Below are 16,065 nucleotides of genomic sequence, written 5' to 3'. Positions count from 1 at the left end.
AATAGGAAACGGAGACGTGAGTGCGATGTTCGAAAACCTGTCTATTTCACCTGTTCATTCGATAAGCGAGCAAGTGTACACGGCATTGAAGAAGGAAATTCTTGCAGGAGAGCTTCAGCCGGGGGCACGGCTGCTCGTGCTAGAAATCGCCAAGAAATTCAACATCAGTCAAGCACCGGTTCGCGAAGCGCTGGAACGACTGAAATCAGCAGGCTTTATTACGGGCATCCCGAACAAGGGCTCGGTTGTTTCTAATATAACCGCGAAGGAAATTAAAGATATTTTCGAGCTGAGGGAAATTATCGAAGGATTTGCGGTCAGGCAATCGATGCAGCGGCTGGACGATCATGATTTTGAATACTTAGAAGACGTCATTCGGCGCATGCACCTCGCACACGAGCAAAATGATATTTTGAACATATTGGAGCTTGATATGGAGTTCCACGGTTTTTTTTATAAACGCTGCGATAATCATATGATTTTGGAGCTATGGAATCGGATGCGGATAAAAGTGATGCGCTTTATGGCCATCTCGAATCGGCATTATTCAACGGATGGACTCGCAGATTGGCATCTCCGTCTCGTTGATGTGCTTCGCACGGGCGATACAGATTTAGCGGAACAGACTTTTATCGAGCATATGCACTCTTATAAAATGATTCATCTCAATTAGTGTCATGCATCTCGTAAGTTAACCTTACAAAAGGGGCAATGGAGTATGCTGAGCGAGGGATTATTGTTTAAAGAAGATGTCATTCTTACTTGGATGAGGGATCGTTTCCTCCGGAATTTAGTATCAAACGCTGCCGCTGCCAAGACGGATTTGAAGGAAAGCTTATCGCGATTGCAGCTTAATCCCTATTACACCTTTCCTGCGCTCGCTTTGCTGGAGCCGGCCGTTCATTTTGGCGATGAGCATGAGAAGATCGTATACTTAGAGCGGATGCGGGATTATATGCAGAAAAAAATATCGGACAGCAGTATCGTGTTTGTTGATGAGGAGGGCCGGGTTGGCTTGCTCTTCTCATGGGTGTCCAAGGAGCCGATCGAGAGCATTCAGGTGATGTTGACGGAGCATTTCCAGCAGCCATTTAATATCGGGGTGGGGAAGCCTTGCGGCCACCTGTATGATATTGTTCATTCCTATCGGCAGGCTTCGCGCGCGCTGCAATATAAGTTTTACCGAGGGACGGGAAAAATTATTTACTATAACGAGCTAGGGAGATATGAATCGCTGCAGCACTATCCTTCGGATAAGGAGAAGGCGCTGTTTGACGCGTATAAAGCTGCGGAGACGACGGATGAGATTGCGGAATACGTGCACCTTCTTTATAATGAGCTCCTTCATAAAGGTCCATTGGATACGCAAAGCGTGTACGATCTGACCGTTAGGCTGCTCGTAGGAATGGAGAAGCGCGTGCTGGCCGAGGCTGAAAACGTTAGCGCGTACGAGCAATTTGACGTAATGTCGATCGTGAAGCTTGAGACGCTGGAAGAAATTAAACAGTATGTGATTCATTTTCTGATTGGCCTTAAGGACGTGCTTGCTCACAACCAGAAGGAGAGCCATCGCAGCATTATCAAAAAAACGATTCATCACATGGAGCAGGAATGTCAATTTGCGTCCTTGCAAAGCGTTGCCCAGAAGGTATATATGACGCCTACTTATTTGAGCTTGCTATTCAAGACGAACACGGGAAAAACGTTTATCGAGCATTTGACGGATATTCGGATTGATAAAGCGAAGGATATGCTAAAGAGCACCCACTATAAAAACTATGAGGTAGCAGAGCGTGTCGGGTATCAAGATCCACGATACTTCAGCCAAATATTCAAAAAGAAGGTCGGCTTGTCGCCTAGCGAATACCGGGAATCGATCGGGAAGTAGATTTCATGAAAAGAAAGGACTCTATCGGCAGCATGCCTGCCAACGGAGTCCTTTTTATTATAGCCTGACATCGCTTTGAGGGCCGTTTCGCTCGTTCTTTTGCGCTTCGGCAAGCTCTGTTTCCCACGTAAGATGTCGATATTCCGCTGCTGCGTCATCCGTTTCGAACCAGTTCAGGAAATCCGTCCAAAGAGCTACATTCCATCCAGCATCGATCTGAGCTGTGGAATAAACGCTGTCGCGAAGCCTTACGAAACCAAACACATCGCGTACCTGGGATTTTTCCGCTTGAACGACCGTTAGCTCGGCTAGATGAGGCGGGATGAAAATAACGCCGGCCGGCGTTCCGAGCACGACATCGCCCGGCATACAGATCGCTTTGCCGATCCGGGTCGGCACGTTCATTCCAACCATCGTAACATCTGCAATCGCCGTAGGGTCGCTGCCGCGATAAAAGACGTTAATATTTTCAATTTCAACGACTTGCTGATTATCGCGAATGCCGCCCCATATGACTGCACCGCCGCGCTTCGTACGGGTTGAGATGGCTGTCGACAAATTTCCTCCTACATAGGTGCCAAGGTGAACCTTATCGAACATATCGACGACCGCAACATCGTCTTCAACCAAGGAGTCGATGACCCATTGATTAAAAAAGCCCTTGCGATCCTCTTGCTCGTGGCCGTATTTAAGTAGAGTTTCATGTAGATCAGGTCGCTTCGGCACCATCACGGCTGTTACGGCGCGTCCGACCATTGTTTTATTTGGATGAATGATTTTGAAATCGCCTTCGAACTGAAAAGCATAACCTCTGTTCCAGAGAGGGCCCCAGGCTTCCTCCAACGTAATTTTTCGCATGCGGCGAAGAACATCCTCGGATACTTTAGGGCGTCCATTAGGGAAGCGTTCGCCCTGCCAAAGCGGCGTAAGCTGAATCATATCTTCCGGGTTATCAAATTTCATCTGAGCACCTCTTTCGAAAGTAGTGTGTTGAAGGCTGGTGTGCCTTGCTTGCTAAGTCTATTGTTAGGGAGTTTCCCCTATTTGTCGATGCGACTTTCTTAAGGCATTTTTCGCCAATCTATGAATTTTTCACACTATATAAAATCAAACGATTTCATAATTTCTTCCCCTTCATTCATGTAACCGCTTTCGTTTAAAGTAAGGGAACATTATCCACGAAGGGGGAGGAGATGATTGGAGTGAAGGCGGAGAGAGCAGCATCAATCGCATTAAAGAACAAGCCAGCAAAGACAAAGCGAAAGCAAAAAGGGGCAACCCAACTAGCCGGTTATATTTTTATTTCCCCATGGCTAATCGGCTTCTTGCTGCTGACGCTATGGCCAATCGCACAATCGTTTTATTTATCGTTTACCGATTATTCCTTGCTGGAGGACCCCGTTTGGACCGGTACGGACAATTACGCCAAAATATTTACGAGCGATGCCACCTTCACGAAGTCGCTCAGCGTAACGTTTATGTTCGTCCTTTTCTCAGTTCCGCTCAAGCTGTTTTTCTCGCTTATGGTCGCTTTGGCGCTCAACAAAAACATGCGGGGGATGAACATCTATCGGACGGCTATCTACTTTCCATCCTTAATCGGCGGAAGCATTGCCGTTGCCGCCCTTTGGCGCAATATGTTCGGAATCGACGGTTATATCAACCAGGTGCTGGCTTGGTTTGGAATCGAAGGCGTAGGCTGGATCTCCAATCCGGATACATCGCTTGGCACGCTGATTTTGCTCAATACATGGCAATTCGGCTCTACGATGGTTATTTTTCTAGCAGGGCTGAAGCAGGTGCCGCAGGAGCTTTATGAATCTGCTTCCGTAGACGGAGCAGGCAAGGTAAGGAAGTTTATCAGCATTACGCTGCCGATGCTCTCGCCGGTTATGTTCTTTAATCTTGTGCTTGGGATCATCGGATCGTTTCAAACGTTTACTTCCGCATTCATCATCACGAAAGGCGGACCTATTAATTCAACGTACATGTATGCGATGTTTCTTTACGAAAAAGCGTTCAAGCACTACCAGATGGGCTATGCGTCTGCGCTTGCGTGGATTTTGCTCACGATTGTCGCGCTGCTCACGATCATTAATTTCGTAGCATCGAAATACTGGGTATTCTACGAGTCGGATGGGGGGAAAACGAAATGAATTCGCTGCGTATCAAGCTGTCGAGCCATTTGTATTTAACCCTATTCTCCTTTATTATGCTGTACCCCGTCATCTGGTGGGCAGGCGCTTCGCTTAAGAAGACGGAGGAGCTCAGCTTGCCGACGATTTGGCCTTCAACGCCGATGTGGAGCAACTATTGGGATGGCTGGCATTTCTCATCCGAATATACGTTTGCTCATTTCTTCGGCAACACGCTGCTAATGGAGCTGGGAAATGTCATCGGCGGCGTTGCTACCGCTGCGATTGTCGCTTACGGCTTCGGAAGGCTAAGCTTCAAGCTGCGCGGCTTTTGGTTTTCGATTCTCCTCCTTACGATGATGCTGCCGGGCCAAGTAACGGTTGTTCCGCAGTACATACTGTTCAATAAGCTTGGGTTTGTAGACAGCTACGTACCGCTTGTGCTTCCGCATTTTTTTGGGGGAGGGGCATTCTTTATTTTCTTGCTCGTCCAATTTATTCGCGGCATTCCGAAGGATCTAGATGAGGCTGCCACGATAGACGGAGCAAGCGTTTACGGCATTTTTTGGCGGGTCATCCTGCCTTTGCTCAAGCCAGCGCTCGTTACAGTAGCGATCTTTACTTTTATTTGGAGCTGGGATGATTTCTTCGCGCAGGTGCTTTATTTAAGCTCCGTCGACAAGTTTACGGTAGGCTTGGCGCTGCGGATGTTCATCGATCAATTCGACATTCAGTGGGGGCAATTGCTTGCGATGTCCTTGCTGTCGATCTTTCCTTCGGTCATTATCTTTTTCCTTGCGCAGAAGCACTTTGTCGAAGGAATAGCGACTACTGGTCTCAAAGGATAACCGCATTACATTTTACAAAGGTAAAGGGGATGTTCGAGGATGAACAAAGGCTGGTCAAAAAGCTTCGGATTGTTGATGCTGGCTTTGCTGCTAGTGCTGGCAGCATGCAGCGGAGGCGGAACCAATGGAAGCAAGCAAACGAATGGCGGGGAGAAGAGCACGGAGAAGCAAGGCGACAAAGGCGGTAAAGAAGCAGGCGGCAAAACGACGCTGAGCATCATGTGGTGGGGGCCGGATGCCCGCCATGAGGCAACGAAGAAAGCGCTGGACATCTACTCGCAGCAAAATGCAAACGTGACCTTTAAGCCGGAATTTATGGCATGGGATGCTTTCTGGCAGAAGCTGCCAACGCTCGCCGCATCGAAGTCTATAACCGATGTGCTGCAGATGGATGCTGCATACATTCAAGAGTATGTGTCCCGCGGGCAGCTGGAGGACCTCTCCGATATTGATTTAAGCGGCATCGTTGATCCTTCGGTTATCTCGAATTTGCAAATCGACGGCAAGCTGTATGGCATTCCGCTCAGCCAAAATGCGCAAGGCATCGCGTTCAACAAAACGGAGCTTGAGCAATATGGCATCCCGCTTCCTCATAAGGATTGGACCTATGATGAGTTTTTCCAATGGGCAAGAGATGCGCGGGCGAAGCTGCCTGAAGGCAAATATCCAATTGGCGATACGACGACATGGGATAGCTTCAACTATTATCAGACCTCGATGGGCAAGGCGCCGATCATGTCCGATGGCGGCAAAACGTTCACGCTCGACAAGGATTTGTTTATGACCTTTTATCAAACGTATGAGGAGTTCCGCAAAGCGAAGATCGTGCCGCCTGCCGAGAAAGCAGCCGCGTTCCTCGAAAACGATCCGCAAGCCGATCCGATGGCATCGGGGGTCGTGATGACAAGAGGAGCAACGACGGGCTCCGTCAGCGCGCTTGAGCAGCTTATGCCTGGAAAAGTAGGTGTCGTCAACATGCCGGTTGGACCATCTGGCGGCGGATGGGCACAGTCTACGATCTTTTTGAGCGTTAGCGCCAACTCGAAAAATAAAGACGAAGCCAAAAAATTCGTGAAATGGTTTATCTCCGATAAAGAAGCAGGCGGGGCGCTTGGCTTAACGCGCGGCATTCCGATTAACCCTGATGTGTATAAAGAGCTTGAGCCTGCTCTTGAGGCGAAGGATAAGCTGGGCAAAGAAATTTATGATCTTTCATTAGATAAGGCATTGCCGTTCTTCCCGCCGGCTGCAGGGTTCTCCGAGTGGGTGGATACGTATAAGAAGGAAATGGAAGCCGTTACTTTTGGCCAGCAATCGATCGAAGATGCGTTCAACAAAATAGACAAGATGGGCAAGGAGCTTGCAGCGAAAATTGCCGGCTAATTAACCAATATTGAAAGTGAGGTTTTAAACATGCAGTTAGCAGAAGTATTTCCGTCCCAGCCGTCTCGGCTATGGCATTTGGCGAAGCAGCTTGGCGTCGATCATGCGGTAGGAGGACTGCCGTGGGAGGAAAAGCTGGAGAAGCCATGGGATTTAATGCCGCTTATCCGTATGAAGCAAAGATTTGCTGACTTTGGCCTTGCGCTTACCGTTATCGAATCAATGCCGCCAAGCAATGAGATTAAGCTAGGGACTTCCGGGAGAGACGCCGAAATCGAAGTGTTCCAGCAATTTATTACGAATATGGGCGCGGCAGGCATTCCCGTCCTTTGCTATAATTTCATGGCGCAGTTCAACTGGTTTCGGACTTCAACAACGACGCGGACGCGCGGCGGGGCGCTCGTCTCAAGCTATGACCATAGCTTAATGAAGGATGCGCCGTTAACAGAAGCCGGGACCGTGAGCGAGGAGCAGCTTTGGGAAAATCTCCAGTACTTCATGGAGCGTATCGTGCCGGTTGCGGAGCAGGCGAAGGTGAAGCTGGCGCTTCATCCCGATGATCCTCCGATTACGCCGATAAGAGGCATATCGCGGATTTTAACGAGCGCGGCTGCATTGCAGCGTGCCATCAATCTCGTTCCGAGCGAATATAACGGCATTACGTTATGCCAAGGCACCTTGGCTACCGCCGGCGAGCATATTCCGAGCGTAATTCGCCAGTTTGCGAAGCAGGATAAAATGTTTTTCGTCCATTTCCGCGATGTCAAAGGAACGCCGGAGAAGTTTGAGGAAACGTTCCACGATGACGGGCAAACGAATATGCTTGAGGCGATGCACGCTTATTATGAAGCAGGCTTTAGCGGGCCGGCAAGGCCGGACCATGTGCCGACGATGGAAGGCGAGGACAACGCTAACCCAGGTTATGAGCTGCTAGGGCGCTTATATGGAATCGGCTACATTCGTGGCTTGATGGAAGCCGCTGAGGCTGCTCGGGCGGCAAGGGGCACCGTGGCAAGCGTCAGCGTTTAGAAGACAAGTAGAATTAGAAGTGTGGCACCTTCGACTACTGCTAATATAGCGGTGTTGGAGGTGCTTTTTGTTGCATGGGATGAAGCGAAGGAAACCAATAGTTAAGCGGAGGGACGGTGTGCGGGGCGGTTGAACGTCAAAAAGAAGCGGAATGCAACAATGCATCCCGCTTCTTTTATTTCGTCTCAGCTCCACAGCCGGTCATTTGAGTGGTAGTGATTCCAGTTGTCTGTAGCCTCCCATAGGCCAGGTATTTTGGGATGAAGATGCTGCGCCAATACTTCATCGTTCAGGTCGTCAATGCCAAGGCCAGGCGCATCCGTCATATGGATGAAGCCATTCTGCACAAGCTTCTTCGGAAGCTTGCTGCTTATGATAATGTCATCCCACCAAGGCACTTCGCAGGAATGGTATTCAAGCGCCATGAAGTTTTCGGTAGCTGCGGCGACATGTGCGGCTGCTAGGCAAGCGATCGGGCTCTCCGCCATATGAATGGCCATTGCAACGCCGTACTCCTGCGCCATATCGCCGATTTTTTTCGTTTCTAATATTCCGCCTGTCGTCAGCACGTCGGGATGGATAACCGATACGCCGCCTGCTTGGAGCAGGGGACGGAAATTTTCCTTCAAATAAATATCCTCGCCCGTACAGATCGGAGTGGCGACCGCACGGGAGAGCTTCGCATATTGCTCCGTGTACTGCCAAGGCAGCATATCCTCCATCCAAGCCAGATTAAATTTATCGACGCGCCGTCCAAGCTTAATGCAATCCTCTAGGCCGATATGTCCAAAATGATCGACCGCAAGCGGCACCTCGTAGCCGATAACAGCGCGCACATCCGCAACGTATTGCTCAAGCATATCCAGACCTTTCTCGGTCACATGAATCGCGGTAAAAGGGTGGGGGATGTTGTGGATGTCATAGTGCTGGTTTCGGATATCACGAATTTCATCTTCCGTCAGCGTATCATGATTGTTGCTATAGCGGTTTTTGGAGATGCTGCGCATTTCCTCCAAGAAGCCGAGCGGAGCGCTTAACGTGCCAGGCTCGTTAATAATCTGGCCAATGCCAAGATCCATCTTAAGGAAGGAGAAACCTTCCTCCATTCGCTTCTTAAGCGCCAAGCCCATCGCCGTACCCGTATCTTTGCCGACTACCTCGGTGTCGCAGTACATACGGATTTTTTCGCGGAACTTTCCGCCAAGCATTTGATAGATCGGTACGCCGTAAGCCTTGCCAGCTAAATCCCATAATGCGATTTCAAGTCCGCTAACGCCGCCGCCTTGCCTTGCATGACCGCCGAACTGCTTAATCCGCCGAAAAAGCTTATCGATGTTGCATGGATTCTCGCCAAGCAATCGGCCCTTCAGCATTTGAGCGTACACTTTATCTGCACCGTCACGCACCTCGCCAAATCCAACGAGCCCTTGATTGGTGAACACTTTAATTAAGCTGCTATGAAACGGGCCGCCTACAATATCGGTAAAACGGATGTCGGTAATGCGAAGCGCGGCAGGGTTTGAATGGGTGCTGACATGGGCTAACGTTTCCTCATAGGATGGGTTGTTGGACACGAATATTCACTCCTTGAACGTTATGGTTAAAAGGTGATCAAAGCAGCATGCTGCCGCCGTCAAGCCTAATTGAAGAGCCCGTCATAAACTCGCTTTCTTCCGATGCAATAAAACAAACAAGCTGCGCGACGTCCAGAGGACGGCCCACACGGCCAAGCGGAAACTTATCACGGATGGACCGGCTTGTTCTTTTTTGCTTCTCGATATCCTCCGCCGTCATGATCGGCTTCGATTCACGCGCGCTTTGCTTGCCGACGTCAACTGCTCCAGGCTCGATGGTATTGACGGTAATGCCATACTTGGCAAGCTCAATCGCGCTTTCCCTGCCGAGCATGCGAATGCCGCCCTTAGTCATGGAATAAACGACGTCAAAGTCGGTAGGGCGTTTGCTATGAACCGAGGACATGATGATGATTCGGCCGGATTGCTTCATTTTCATATACGGAATGACAGCTTGCATGCATTGCCAGTATCCCTTCAGATTAATGTTCATCATCCGGTCAAACGAGGCTTCGTCATGCTCAAAAAAATCATAATTCAGCTGCAAAGCCGCATTGTTGACTAAAATATCCATTCCGCCGAAGTGTTTAACAACGGTTTCAACCATACGCTCAATTTCGTCCTTATGCGCCACATTGGCTTGGACGATCATCGCACTGCCGCCAAAATCATCAATTTGCCGCTTCGTGTGAAGCGCGCCGGCATCGCTTTGATTGTAATGAATCGCAACCCGAACGCCGCGGCGAGCCAGCTCGATAGCAACCCCTTTGCCAATTCCCGTTCCTGCACCGGTTACTAATGCTATTTTTCCAACCATACTCATCCTGCGCCTCCTTGCCGGCTGTTAAGGTCGCTTCATCTTGAAGTTCATGTAATGCAGCAGAAAGCCGCCATCGAGTCTAATATCTGATCCGTTGATATAGCGCGCCTCGTCCGAGGAGAGGAACATCACTAGCTCAGCTAGATCATCCGCGCTGCCAAGTACGGCATTCGGTATTTTATATTCATAATCGTTATACAGCGTGGAGAGCGTGCTTTCAAAAACCTCATGATCGCCGTCCAGCGGCCCCAGCTCGATTGTATTTACGCTGACGCCGTTCCGGCCTAAGACGAGAGAAGCTTCCTTTGCCAGCATTTTGACCGCGCCTTTGGATACGCTGAAGGTGAATGCGGAGCCCGTTGGCTTCTCGGCGTGAATAGAGGAGACGTAGATGATCTTCCCGGTTTGCTTCTCCATCATCTGCTTGCCTACCTGCTGCGTACAAATAAAAGCTGATTTGGCATTGATGGCCAAACTTTTTGTAAAAACCTCTTCATCGCCAAATTCAATCGAGCTTTGGTAAACTTCCTTATTGTTGTGGATGAGTACATCAACGGCGCCTAGCTGCTGCTCCGCGAATTGAAGCATGTCCGCGACGTCCGCGGATTTGCAAAGGTCAATATTAACGACTATCGCTTGCGAGCCAGCCTCCTGAACCTGCTCTAGCTCCGAAGTAATTGCAGTGCCTCCCGAACGGCTGTTCAATATAAAATGAGCGCCGCCTTGCGTCAACCGGTTAATGATTGCTTTGCCGCTGATTTGATCCGAATCTGTAATAAAAACGACTTTTTTGTGCAAAAGCATAGATCCCCTCCATTAAGGCAGACATTGGCTGAATAAAAGCCCTTTAGCTTTATCTTAGTGAGTTTGACCCTCGTATGGCGATGCCGTAAAGTTATGATTTTGTTTGTTTTTTTGCAAACGTCATTCCGACTCTCTTATCGTGTTAAAATAGGGATATCATGCCAATTTAAACGGAGGCCGTAAATGAAGAAGCATAAAAAAACGATTCTTTTATCTTTAATTGGGCTTTTTATCGTTCTTGTATATATGCCTGTCCTTATAAGCTATGCAAACTATCGATCCATCAAAGTGAACAATGAAAATACGGATCAATTTATTCATCATTTAGAAGCTGTGGTCAGGCAAAAGGATTCTTTTGAAATGACGGAAGTAACGACTTTTGACTGGGATCAAATGTATATGTTCCCACCTTATTTCTCAAGGGAAGAGATGCGGAAAGCAACGGGGACAAAATGGACCACGGAAACCTCATATCTGGCTTACCTAGCAAATGAATTCATAATGGGCGATTTTCCATTGCTTGATGAATCGGTTCATCAACTTGTGTTTGTAAAAGGGGATGAAGTCGTACTAGATGTCGTGCTTGACCGGTTTCTTGCTGATTTTACTGCGAGTGATCGGAGGACTGAACGGGAGCAATCCGCATTTGTCATCCAAAAAACGGAGGATCATTTTAAGCGGATAAGCAATGCGAATTAGAGAAGTTTGTAAATAGGAGGGTGACAGTCTAGAACTAAGGCTTCTAGCTCCAGACTGTCGCAAACGTTTCTTGATAGGGATTAGGAAGCAGGAGGAAGCTCCGTTAACGTTGGTTTTGCGTAACCTTCTTTATACGTTTCGTCGATAATTTGGCGGATTCGTTCCGCTTCGACACCGTTTGCTTTCATTGCAGCCGTTGTGACGGCGATTTCAATGCATACGCCGCAGCGGGTGCCGTGATCATCCCAGACGACGGAGCCGTCATCGTTCAGTTCTGCGATAAAGCAGTTCAGATTGCTTTTATGGCCGGCACTTTCGCCGCAGCCGCAGTAACAAGGGATGTAAGGCAAAATATCGGTAACGGTTGCCGCTGTTTTATATGCCGTCTGGACAGTTGCGCTCGCTCCATCCAAAAAAGACGGAAGAACGCTTAGCGATGCGGTCTTCTCTTGCAGATCGCCGGATGCGGTTTGGTGCTGGCCATGCTCCGCATTATGTACTTCCGCTGTTTCATTCGGCTGTTTATCTGAATTCGCTGCGCTGCCGCAGGCGCTTAGCAGCAGGAGGATAAGACGACGGAGTAGAAGGTCGTTAAAGCTAATCGTTTCAGTTGAAGCCACCCCTTTACTATTTGGTGGCTATATTATATCATTTTCAAATATTAAAAGATTAGCTCATATGGTACTATTAATTGACAATTCAAAGATGATGGATGTAGTTGCTGCGTTCGAATGATTCCATGAAGCAGAGGAGCGAATGTCATGAAGGTATTGTTTATTGGCGGGACAGGCTTAATAAGCGAGGCGGTATCAAAGCTAGCGATTGCACGCGGGATAGAGCTTTATCTCTTTAATAGGGGGAAGCGGGACGATTTTGTGCCAGAAGGCGCAAAGACCATAATCGGTGATATAAGAGATTCGAAGGCGGCGGCAGCTGCACTCGAGGGACATCGGTTCGACGTAGTCGTTGACTGGATTGCGTTCACGCCTGAACATGTAAGCGTCGACATCGAGCTGTTCCGCGGGCGCACCAAGCAATACATATTCATCAGCTCCGCTTCGGCTTACCAGAAACCTCCGCAGCACTATATCATTACGGAGGAAGCGACTCCGCTTGAAAATAAATACTGGCAGTACTCTCGCGACAAAATCGCATGCGAGCAGCTGCTGACCGAAGAACAGGCAGCAACAGGTTTTCCAGTAACGATCGTTAGACCGTCATTTACTTACGGAGACACGATGATTCCTGCCGCGCTAAACAGCTGGCCGCATCCCTGGTCGCTGGTAGCACGAATAAGAGCGGGGCTTCCTGTAATCGTTCACGGAGACGGCTCGTCGCTTTGGACAATGACGCATAATACCGATTTTGCCAAAGGTTTCGTCGGATTGCTAGGCCGGGAAGAAGCGATCGGACAAGCATACCACATAACCTCTGATGAGGTGCTCACTTGGAACCAAATTTATGAAGCGATCGGCGACGCCGCAGGTGCAGTGCCAAAGCTTGTTTATATCTCGTCGGAGTTTCTTATCTCGCATGATCCCGAGCTGGAGGGCGGTCTGCTAGGAGACAAATCGGTAACGAGTGTATTCGATAACAGCAAGATCAAAAGCTTAGTTCCCGAATTCGAAGCGACCGTCTCGTTTGCAGAAGGAATGAAACGCACGGTAGCATGGTTTGAAGCTCATCCGGAGCGCTGTACCGAGGACAAGGAATGGAATGAGCAGATGGATTCGATCATTGCAGCACACGCGTCAGGGTACAAAAAATAGATAGGTAATAGCATGAAAAAGCTCTTATTCTCCAGGGAATAAGAGCTTTTTTGCGTCCGTATTTACGCTCCCAAAAAGCGGAAAAAGCGGAGCGGATTTTGTTAAATTTTTTCTCATAATTAACAAATCCACGGAAAGTGGGTCAAAAACTCGTCTTTTGGAGGACACAGCGACATATAATCTTCACAGACCGTCCACTTTTTCTTTGTACCTGCGAATTTTGCCCGTATAAACCTGCTTATATGGCAACAGGTATATCTCATTAACCTAAGGGAGTGGTAATTTTATGCGAAAAAAGTTGAATCAGCAATTGTTCGTTTACCTGCTTATTTTATCGTTAGTCATTACATTAGGCATGTATGTAAAACCTTTAGATAAAGATGATGATGTCCGCGTGGCAGTACCTTCGCCGGAAATAGCTGAAGCAGGCTTTAGTCAAATTACGATAGCTGCCCCAAGCGATAACCAAACCGATCTCTCAAGTCCAGTGCCAAGTCCGGCGACAAGTCCGGTACCTAGTGCTGGCAGCATCGATCCAACCCTTCCCTCACCGCTTTCAACAAGCACAGGAGCACCGATCGCTTTGGTCGAACAGCCTCCAAGCATCCCTCCCATAACGCAAGCAGAGCTCGCTGATGAGCCCGCAGTTGCCGAAGAGCAGCCGAATACATATGAGGTTACCGCTTACTATTTGAACGTACGGACAAAACCAACCGCGAAATCAAGCATCGTCAAGGTCGTCGAGCAAGGAACGGCTTTGCGAGTGAAGGCAGAAACCGATAACGGCTGGCTTGAGCTTGAAGAGGGAGGATTTATTCATGGCGGCTACGCCAAACAAGTAAAGCAAAAAGGAAAAGTAGCGATTTTGTCTATGCCTGCCGCAAGCGATGCCTTACCGGCCCATGCATTCAATGATCGCAGCGTGGAAAGAGCGCTGCAATCCGAACGTATAGATGAGGAAGTCGTGGAAGATCTAAATAAACCAACGTCGATCGTTGAATCTGATTCGGGGCTGACGGAGGAGCATATCGCCAAAATATTTGAAGGCACCGCGCTATCGGGGCATGATTTGGAACAAGCTATCCTTGAAATCGAGGATGAATACGGCATTAACGCTTATTTTACGATTGCCGTCATGAAGCTCGAGAGCGGCAATGGCAAAAGCAAGCTAGCCAAGAGCAAAAATAATTTATTTGGCTTAAATGCGATAGACGGCGATAAATACAACAAAGCGTTCAGCTTTGAAACGAAAGGGGACAGCGTTCGGAAATTCGGACAGCTCCTTTCTAAAAACTACGTCGATAAAGGGCTCACTACGATCGAGAAGGTGGCGCGAAAGTATTGTCCAGCCAATTCGAAATGGTCGGGCTTAGTAAAAAATATAATGAAAAGCGATTATCGAAAGCTCTAGCATGGCATTTTCCGATCAGATATGGTATTTTCATCTCCTAAGTAACTTTCGTATAGGATACATAGGAGGTCATCAGCATGAGTGAAACCGTTCAAAAAATGCCGTTCGGCTATGAGCCGCCAAAGGATGAGCGCAAAGGTACACTCGTCTATTATGATTCATTTGAGCATACGACCGAACGCGAGCTTGATCTTGCGGCTGACCTGGCCAAGGAGCGTTTATTTATGAAGCTGGTTCTCTATCCCTTGCACGAGCAGAGCATCAAACGAATGTCGAAGGAAGAGGTTAGCCCTTTTTATAAACGGGAGGATAAGCTGCATGAATGGAAGCGGGATCGCGGGGAAGCAAGCGTCGTAGTGGAACGACTCGAGGTCAAGCGAAAAAAATATACGCCTATCGATTCTGCTCTAAGACATTTGTCGGAAACGTACCCTAAGCCGCTTTTTCTGCTCATGACCGGTGATATGGCTAATTTGTTCGCTTCTTTTTCCTCCTTTGAGGAATGGATCGTCAAAATAAGGCTGGTGCTGACCGAGGAACCGGAGCGGGTGCATCCACGGCTTTTGCAATACAAGCACCGATGGGAGTCCATTGTCCATAAATGAAATAAGTAATATGAAATAAGTAATAACAAAGAGCTGTCCGTGAGATCAAACTCACGGGCAGCTCTTTGTTTGTTCTGCGCCTCAGCTAGCCGGTAGAAGGGCTGTTAGGCACATGGCCTTTTTGATTGCGATTCTCATCTGTCGAGGCAGCGACATTATTTTCCGCTTCTCTGGAGCTTGCTTCAAAAGCCTGATTTTTGCTTGGAATGGACTTGTTTTTGTTGCGAGCCATCGGATAACCTCCACATGCTTGATTGCCCTATACTTTACGGCAAGATTAGGTTAACCAAGTTCCGCCTAATTAACCTTCCGTTTCAGAAGGGCTGGATAGGAAATGTAGTTCTGGAAAATAATAAGCAGACTATCCAGCCTATATGAACAAGGGGATTTTAACCGATGAGCGAAACCGTTATGGAAATATGCCAGGTCGTACCTTCTCAGTTAGAGCAGTCCCGCCGGCAGGTTGAAGCCTTGCTGGAGAATTGCAGCGATGCAGCCTTTATTCATTTCAGGCTTGGGGGAGAAGTACCGGGGTTGTTCCTTTATTTTAATGGCTTAACGAACGAGGAACAATTAAATGAAATACGGCTGGAGATGCAAAACTGGGATATATCGGATCCAGCGAAGCGCTCTTTGCTTATAGAACAAGAAGTGACAGGCTTTAGCTCCAGTGAAATAGATACCTTTGGCGAAATTATGGATCAGTTGACGCTGGATAACGCGGTATTGCTAGTTGATGGTGCTGCTAAAGCGTTTATTTTCTCGCTTTCCGAATGAGGTAGAAACCAACATTCAAAAATCGTTGCAATTGCTCCAAAAGAAATACAATACGGATGTGCTCGGTTTTGGCGAACAGTTCCGAAAATATGATTCGAAGCAGTGGAGCATCGGAGACGCTTGAATTAACGAAACCGGAAGTGCTTATCATGCCATTATGCTGGCTTATGCTGCTGTGCACGTTTTGGCTGCCAAAGATTTTCAGATGGTGGGGGGATTCATCGCGAGAGCCGGAACGTTTTATATTATTACCGGTTTTTTGCTGTTTCCTTTTGCCGTATATGTGATCTCCGCAATGAAGCAGCGATTTAAGGCTTGAGCAG

18 protein-coding genes are annotated in these 16,065 nt (G+C 48.3%); 12 read left to right on the top strand and 6 right to left on the bottom strand.

Going from position 1 to position 16,065, the window contains the following annotated elements; genetic code table 11:
• The first annotated feature begins 25 nt into the window (after positions 1 to 25).
• The gene (locus A7975_RS05440; protein ID WP_053376140.1) at positions 26 to 673 is read left to right on the top strand and encodes a GntR family transcriptional regulator; all 648 of its coding nucleotides are present in this window, start codon (positions 26 to 28) and stop codon (positions 671 to 673) included.
• Between the two features lie 45 nt (positions 674 to 718).
• Complete coding sequence (locus tag A7975_RS05435; protein WP_065384412.1) at positions 719 to 1,888, top strand: helix-turn-helix domain-containing protein; 1,170 nt, start codon at positions 719 to 721, stop codon at positions 1,886 to 1,888.
• Between the two features lie 57 nt (positions 1,889 to 1,945).
• Here A7975_RS05435 and A7975_RS05430 read toward each other — a convergent pair whose 3' ends face one another.
• Positions 1,946 to 2,851 carry an RraA family protein gene (locus A7975_RS05430; RefSeq protein ID WP_053376138.1) on the bottom strand — a complete coding sequence of 302 codons (906 nt, stop codon included), beginning with the start codon at positions 2,849 to 2,851 and terminating at the stop codon, positions 1,946 to 1,948.
• 230 nt (positions 2,852 to 3,081) lie between these two features.
• Between A7975_RS05430 and A7975_RS05425 the strand changes: the two genes are divergently transcribed.
• Genes A7975_RS05425 through A7975_RS05410 form a run of 4 tightly spaced genes read left to right on the top strand, consistent with a single transcriptional unit; the run spans position 3,082 to position 7,283 of the window.
• Positions 3,082 to 4,044 carry a carbohydrate ABC transporter permease gene (locus tag A7975_RS05425; protein WP_082197982.1) on the top strand — a complete coding sequence of 321 codons (963 nt, stop codon included), beginning with the start codon at positions 3,082 to 3,084 and terminating at the stop codon, positions 4,042 to 4,044.
• Positions 4,041 to 4,871 carry a carbohydrate ABC transporter permease gene (locus A7975_RS05420; RefSeq protein ID WP_053376137.1) on the top strand — a complete coding sequence of 277 codons (831 nt, stop codon included), beginning with the start codon at positions 4,041 to 4,043 and terminating at the stop codon, positions 4,869 to 4,871. The genes A7975_RS05425 and A7975_RS05420 overlap by 4 nt, the downstream gene beginning before the upstream one ends.
• Before the next feature lie 39 nt (positions 4,872 to 4,910).
• A complete protein-coding gene (locus tag A7975_RS05415) occupies positions 4,911 to 6,254 on the top strand; it encodes an ABC transporter substrate-binding protein (RefSeq protein ID WP_065384411.1) in 1,344 nt (447 codons plus the stop codon).
• A 30-nt stretch (positions 6,255 to 6,284) separates the two neighbouring features.
• Positions 6,285 to 7,283 (top strand): mannonate dehydratase, encoded by a 999-nt coding sequence (locus A7975_RS05410; protein WP_065384410.1) that lies wholly within the window; start codon positions 6,285 to 6,287, stop codon positions 7,281 to 7,283.
• A gap of 185 nt (positions 7,284 to 7,468) precedes the next feature.
• Here the strand turns inward: A7975_RS05410 and A7975_RS05405 are convergent, their stop codons facing one another.
• From A7975_RS05405 to A7975_RS05395, 3 genes are read right to left on the bottom strand one after another with little or no spacing between them, the layout of a single operon-like run.
• Positions 7,469 to 8,857 carry a mandelate racemase/muconate lactonizing enzyme family protein gene (locus tag A7975_RS05405; RefSeq protein WP_065384409.1) on the bottom strand — a complete coding sequence of 463 codons (1,389 nt, stop codon included), beginning with the start codon at positions 8,855 to 8,857 and terminating at the stop codon, positions 7,469 to 7,471.
• 37 nt (positions 8,858 to 8,894) lie between these two features.
• Positions 8,895 to 9,680, bottom strand: a complete 786-nt coding sequence (locus tag A7975_RS05400) for an SDR family NAD(P)-dependent oxidoreductase (RefSeq protein WP_065384408.1) — start codon at positions 9,678 to 9,680, stop codon at positions 8,895 to 8,897.
• 21 nt (positions 9,681 to 9,701) lie between these two features.
• On the bottom strand, positions 9,702 to 10,481 hold the full coding sequence (locus A7975_RS05395) for an SDR family NAD(P)-dependent oxidoreductase (RefSeq protein WP_065384407.1): 780 nt from the start codon (positions 10,479 to 10,481) through the stop codon (positions 9,702 to 9,704).
• Between the two features lie 183 nt (positions 10,482 to 10,664).
• On the opposite strand from A7975_RS05395, the gene A7975_RS05390 reads away from it, so the two are divergent.
• Positions 10,665 to 11,180 carry a hypothetical protein gene (locus tag A7975_RS05390; RefSeq protein ID WP_065384406.1) on the top strand — a complete coding sequence of 172 codons (516 nt, stop codon included), beginning with the start codon at positions 10,665 to 10,667 and terminating at the stop codon, positions 11,178 to 11,180.
• A gap of 80 nt (positions 11,181 to 11,260) precedes the next feature.
• Here the strand turns inward: A7975_RS05390 and A7975_RS05385 are convergent, their stop codons facing one another.
• Positions 11,261 to 11,800 carry a PCYCGC domain-containing protein gene (locus A7975_RS05385; RefSeq protein ID WP_255314181.1) on the bottom strand — a complete coding sequence of 180 codons (540 nt, stop codon included), beginning with the start codon at positions 11,798 to 11,800 and terminating at the stop codon, positions 11,261 to 11,263.
• 141 nt (positions 11,801 to 11,941) lie between these two features.
• On the opposite strand from A7975_RS05385, the gene A7975_RS05380 reads away from it, so the two are divergent.
• The 3 genes from A7975_RS05380 to A7975_RS05370 all read left to right on the top strand — a co-directional run bounded on the left by A7975_RS05380 (position 11,942) and on the right by A7975_RS05370 (position 14,965).
• Positions 11,942 to 12,949, top strand: a complete 1,008-nt coding sequence (locus A7975_RS05380; RefSeq protein ID WP_065384405.1) for an SDR family oxidoreductase — start codon at positions 11,942 to 11,944, stop codon at positions 12,947 to 12,949.
• Between the two features lie 286 nt (positions 12,950 to 13,235).
• On the top strand, positions 13,236 to 14,360 hold the full coding sequence (locus A7975_RS05375; protein ID WP_065384404.1) for a glucosaminidase domain-containing protein: 1,125 nt from the start codon (positions 13,236 to 13,238) through the stop codon (positions 14,358 to 14,360).
• Positions 14,361 to 14,437: 77 nt separating this feature from the next.
• Complete coding sequence (locus tag A7975_RS05370; protein WP_053376127.1) at positions 14,438 to 14,965, top strand: hypothetical protein; 528 nt, start codon at positions 14,438 to 14,440, stop codon at positions 14,963 to 14,965.
• Positions 14,966 to 15,050: 85 nt separating this feature from the next.
• Here A7975_RS05370 and A7975_RS33995 read toward each other — a convergent pair whose 3' ends face one another.
• Positions 15,051 to 15,197, bottom strand: a complete 147-nt coding sequence (locus A7975_RS33995) for a hypothetical protein (RefSeq protein WP_176707668.1) — start codon at positions 15,195 to 15,197, stop codon at positions 15,051 to 15,053.
• A 164-nt stretch (positions 15,198 to 15,361) separates the two neighbouring features.
• Between A7975_RS33995 and A7975_RS05365 the strand changes: the two genes are divergently transcribed.
• Positions 15,362 to 15,742, top strand: coding sequence for a spore germination protein (locus A7975_RS05365; RefSeq protein ID WP_065384403.1), 381 nt, complete (start codon positions 15,362 to 15,364; stop codon positions 15,740 to 15,742).
• Complete coding sequence (locus A7975_RS35345; protein ID WP_082197981.1) at positions 15,702 to 15,866, top strand: Ger(x)C family spore germination C-terminal domain-containing protein; 165 nt, start codon at positions 15,702 to 15,704, stop codon at positions 15,864 to 15,866. Before A7975_RS05365 ends, A7975_RS35345 begins: the two co-directional genes overlap by 41 nt.
• Positions 15,867 to 16,065: the final 199 nt, after the last annotated feature.

Origin of the sequence: Bacillus sp. FJAT-26390 (assembly GCF_001682865.1) — a bacterium.
Taxonomy (GTDB): Bacteria; Bacillota; Bacilli; order Paenibacillales; family Paenibacillaceae; genus Pristimantibacillus.
This window is presented reverse-complemented; position numbering and strand designations above follow the sequence as displayed.

Bases quoted from the DNA above. Each gene is read 5' to 3' on its own strand.
- A7975_RS05440 (WP_053376140.1), top strand. From the start codon at position 26: ATGTTCGAAAACCTGTCTATTTCACCTGTTCATTCGATAAGCGAGCAA.
- A7975_RS05435 (WP_065384412.1), top strand. From the start codon at position 719: ATGCTGAGCGAGGGATTATTGTTTAAAGAAGATGTCATTCTTACTTGG.
- A7975_RS05430 (WP_053376138.1), bottom strand. From the start codon at position 2,851: ATGAAATTTGATAACCCGGAAGATATGATTCAGCTTACGCCGCTTTGG.
- A7975_RS05425 (WP_082197982.1), top strand. From the start codon at position 3,082: ATGATTGGAGTGAAGGCGGAGAGAGCAGCATCAATCGCATTAAAGAAC.
- A7975_RS05420 (WP_053376137.1), top strand. From the start codon at position 4,041: ATGAATTCGCTGCGTATCAAGCTGTCGAGCCATTTGTATTTAACCCTA.
- A7975_RS05415 (WP_065384411.1), top strand. From the start codon at position 4,911: ATGAACAAAGGCTGGTCAAAAAGCTTCGGATTGTTGATGCTGGCTTTG.
- A7975_RS05410 (WP_065384410.1), top strand. From the start codon at position 6,285: ATGCAGTTAGCAGAAGTATTTCCGTCCCAGCCGTCTCGGCTATGGCAT.
- A7975_RS05400 (WP_065384408.1), bottom strand. From the start codon at position 9,680: ATGAGTATGGTTGGAAAAATAGCATTAGTAACCGGTGCAGGAACGGGA.
- A7975_RS05395 (WP_065384407.1), bottom strand. From the start codon at position 10,481: ATGCTTTTGCACAAAAAAGTCGTTTTTATTACAGATTCGGATCAAATC.
- A7975_RS05390 (WP_065384406.1), top strand. From the start codon at position 10,665: ATGAAGAAGCATAAAAAAACGATTCTTTTATCTTTAATTGGGCTTTTT.
- A7975_RS05380 (WP_065384405.1), top strand. From the start codon at position 11,942: ATGAAGGTATTGTTTATTGGCGGGACAGGCTTAATAAGCGAGGCGGTA.
- A7975_RS05375 (WP_065384404.1), top strand. From the start codon at position 13,236: ATGCGAAAAAAGTTGAATCAGCAATTGTTCGTTTACCTGCTTATTTTA.
- A7975_RS05370 (WP_053376127.1), top strand. From the start codon at position 14,438: ATGAGTGAAACCGTTCAAAAAATGCCGTTCGGCTATGAGCCGCCAAAG.
- A7975_RS33995 (WP_176707668.1), bottom strand. From the start codon at position 15,197: ATGGCTCGCAACAAAAACAAGTCCATTCCAAGCAAAAATCAGGCTTTT.
- A7975_RS05365 (WP_065384403.1), top strand. From the start codon at position 15,362: ATGAGCGAAACCGTTATGGAAATATGCCAGGTCGTACCTTCTCAGTTA.
- A7975_RS35345 (WP_082197981.1), top strand. From the start codon at position 15,702: ATGGTGCTGCTAAAGCGTTTATTTTCTCGCTTTCCGAATGAGGTAGAA.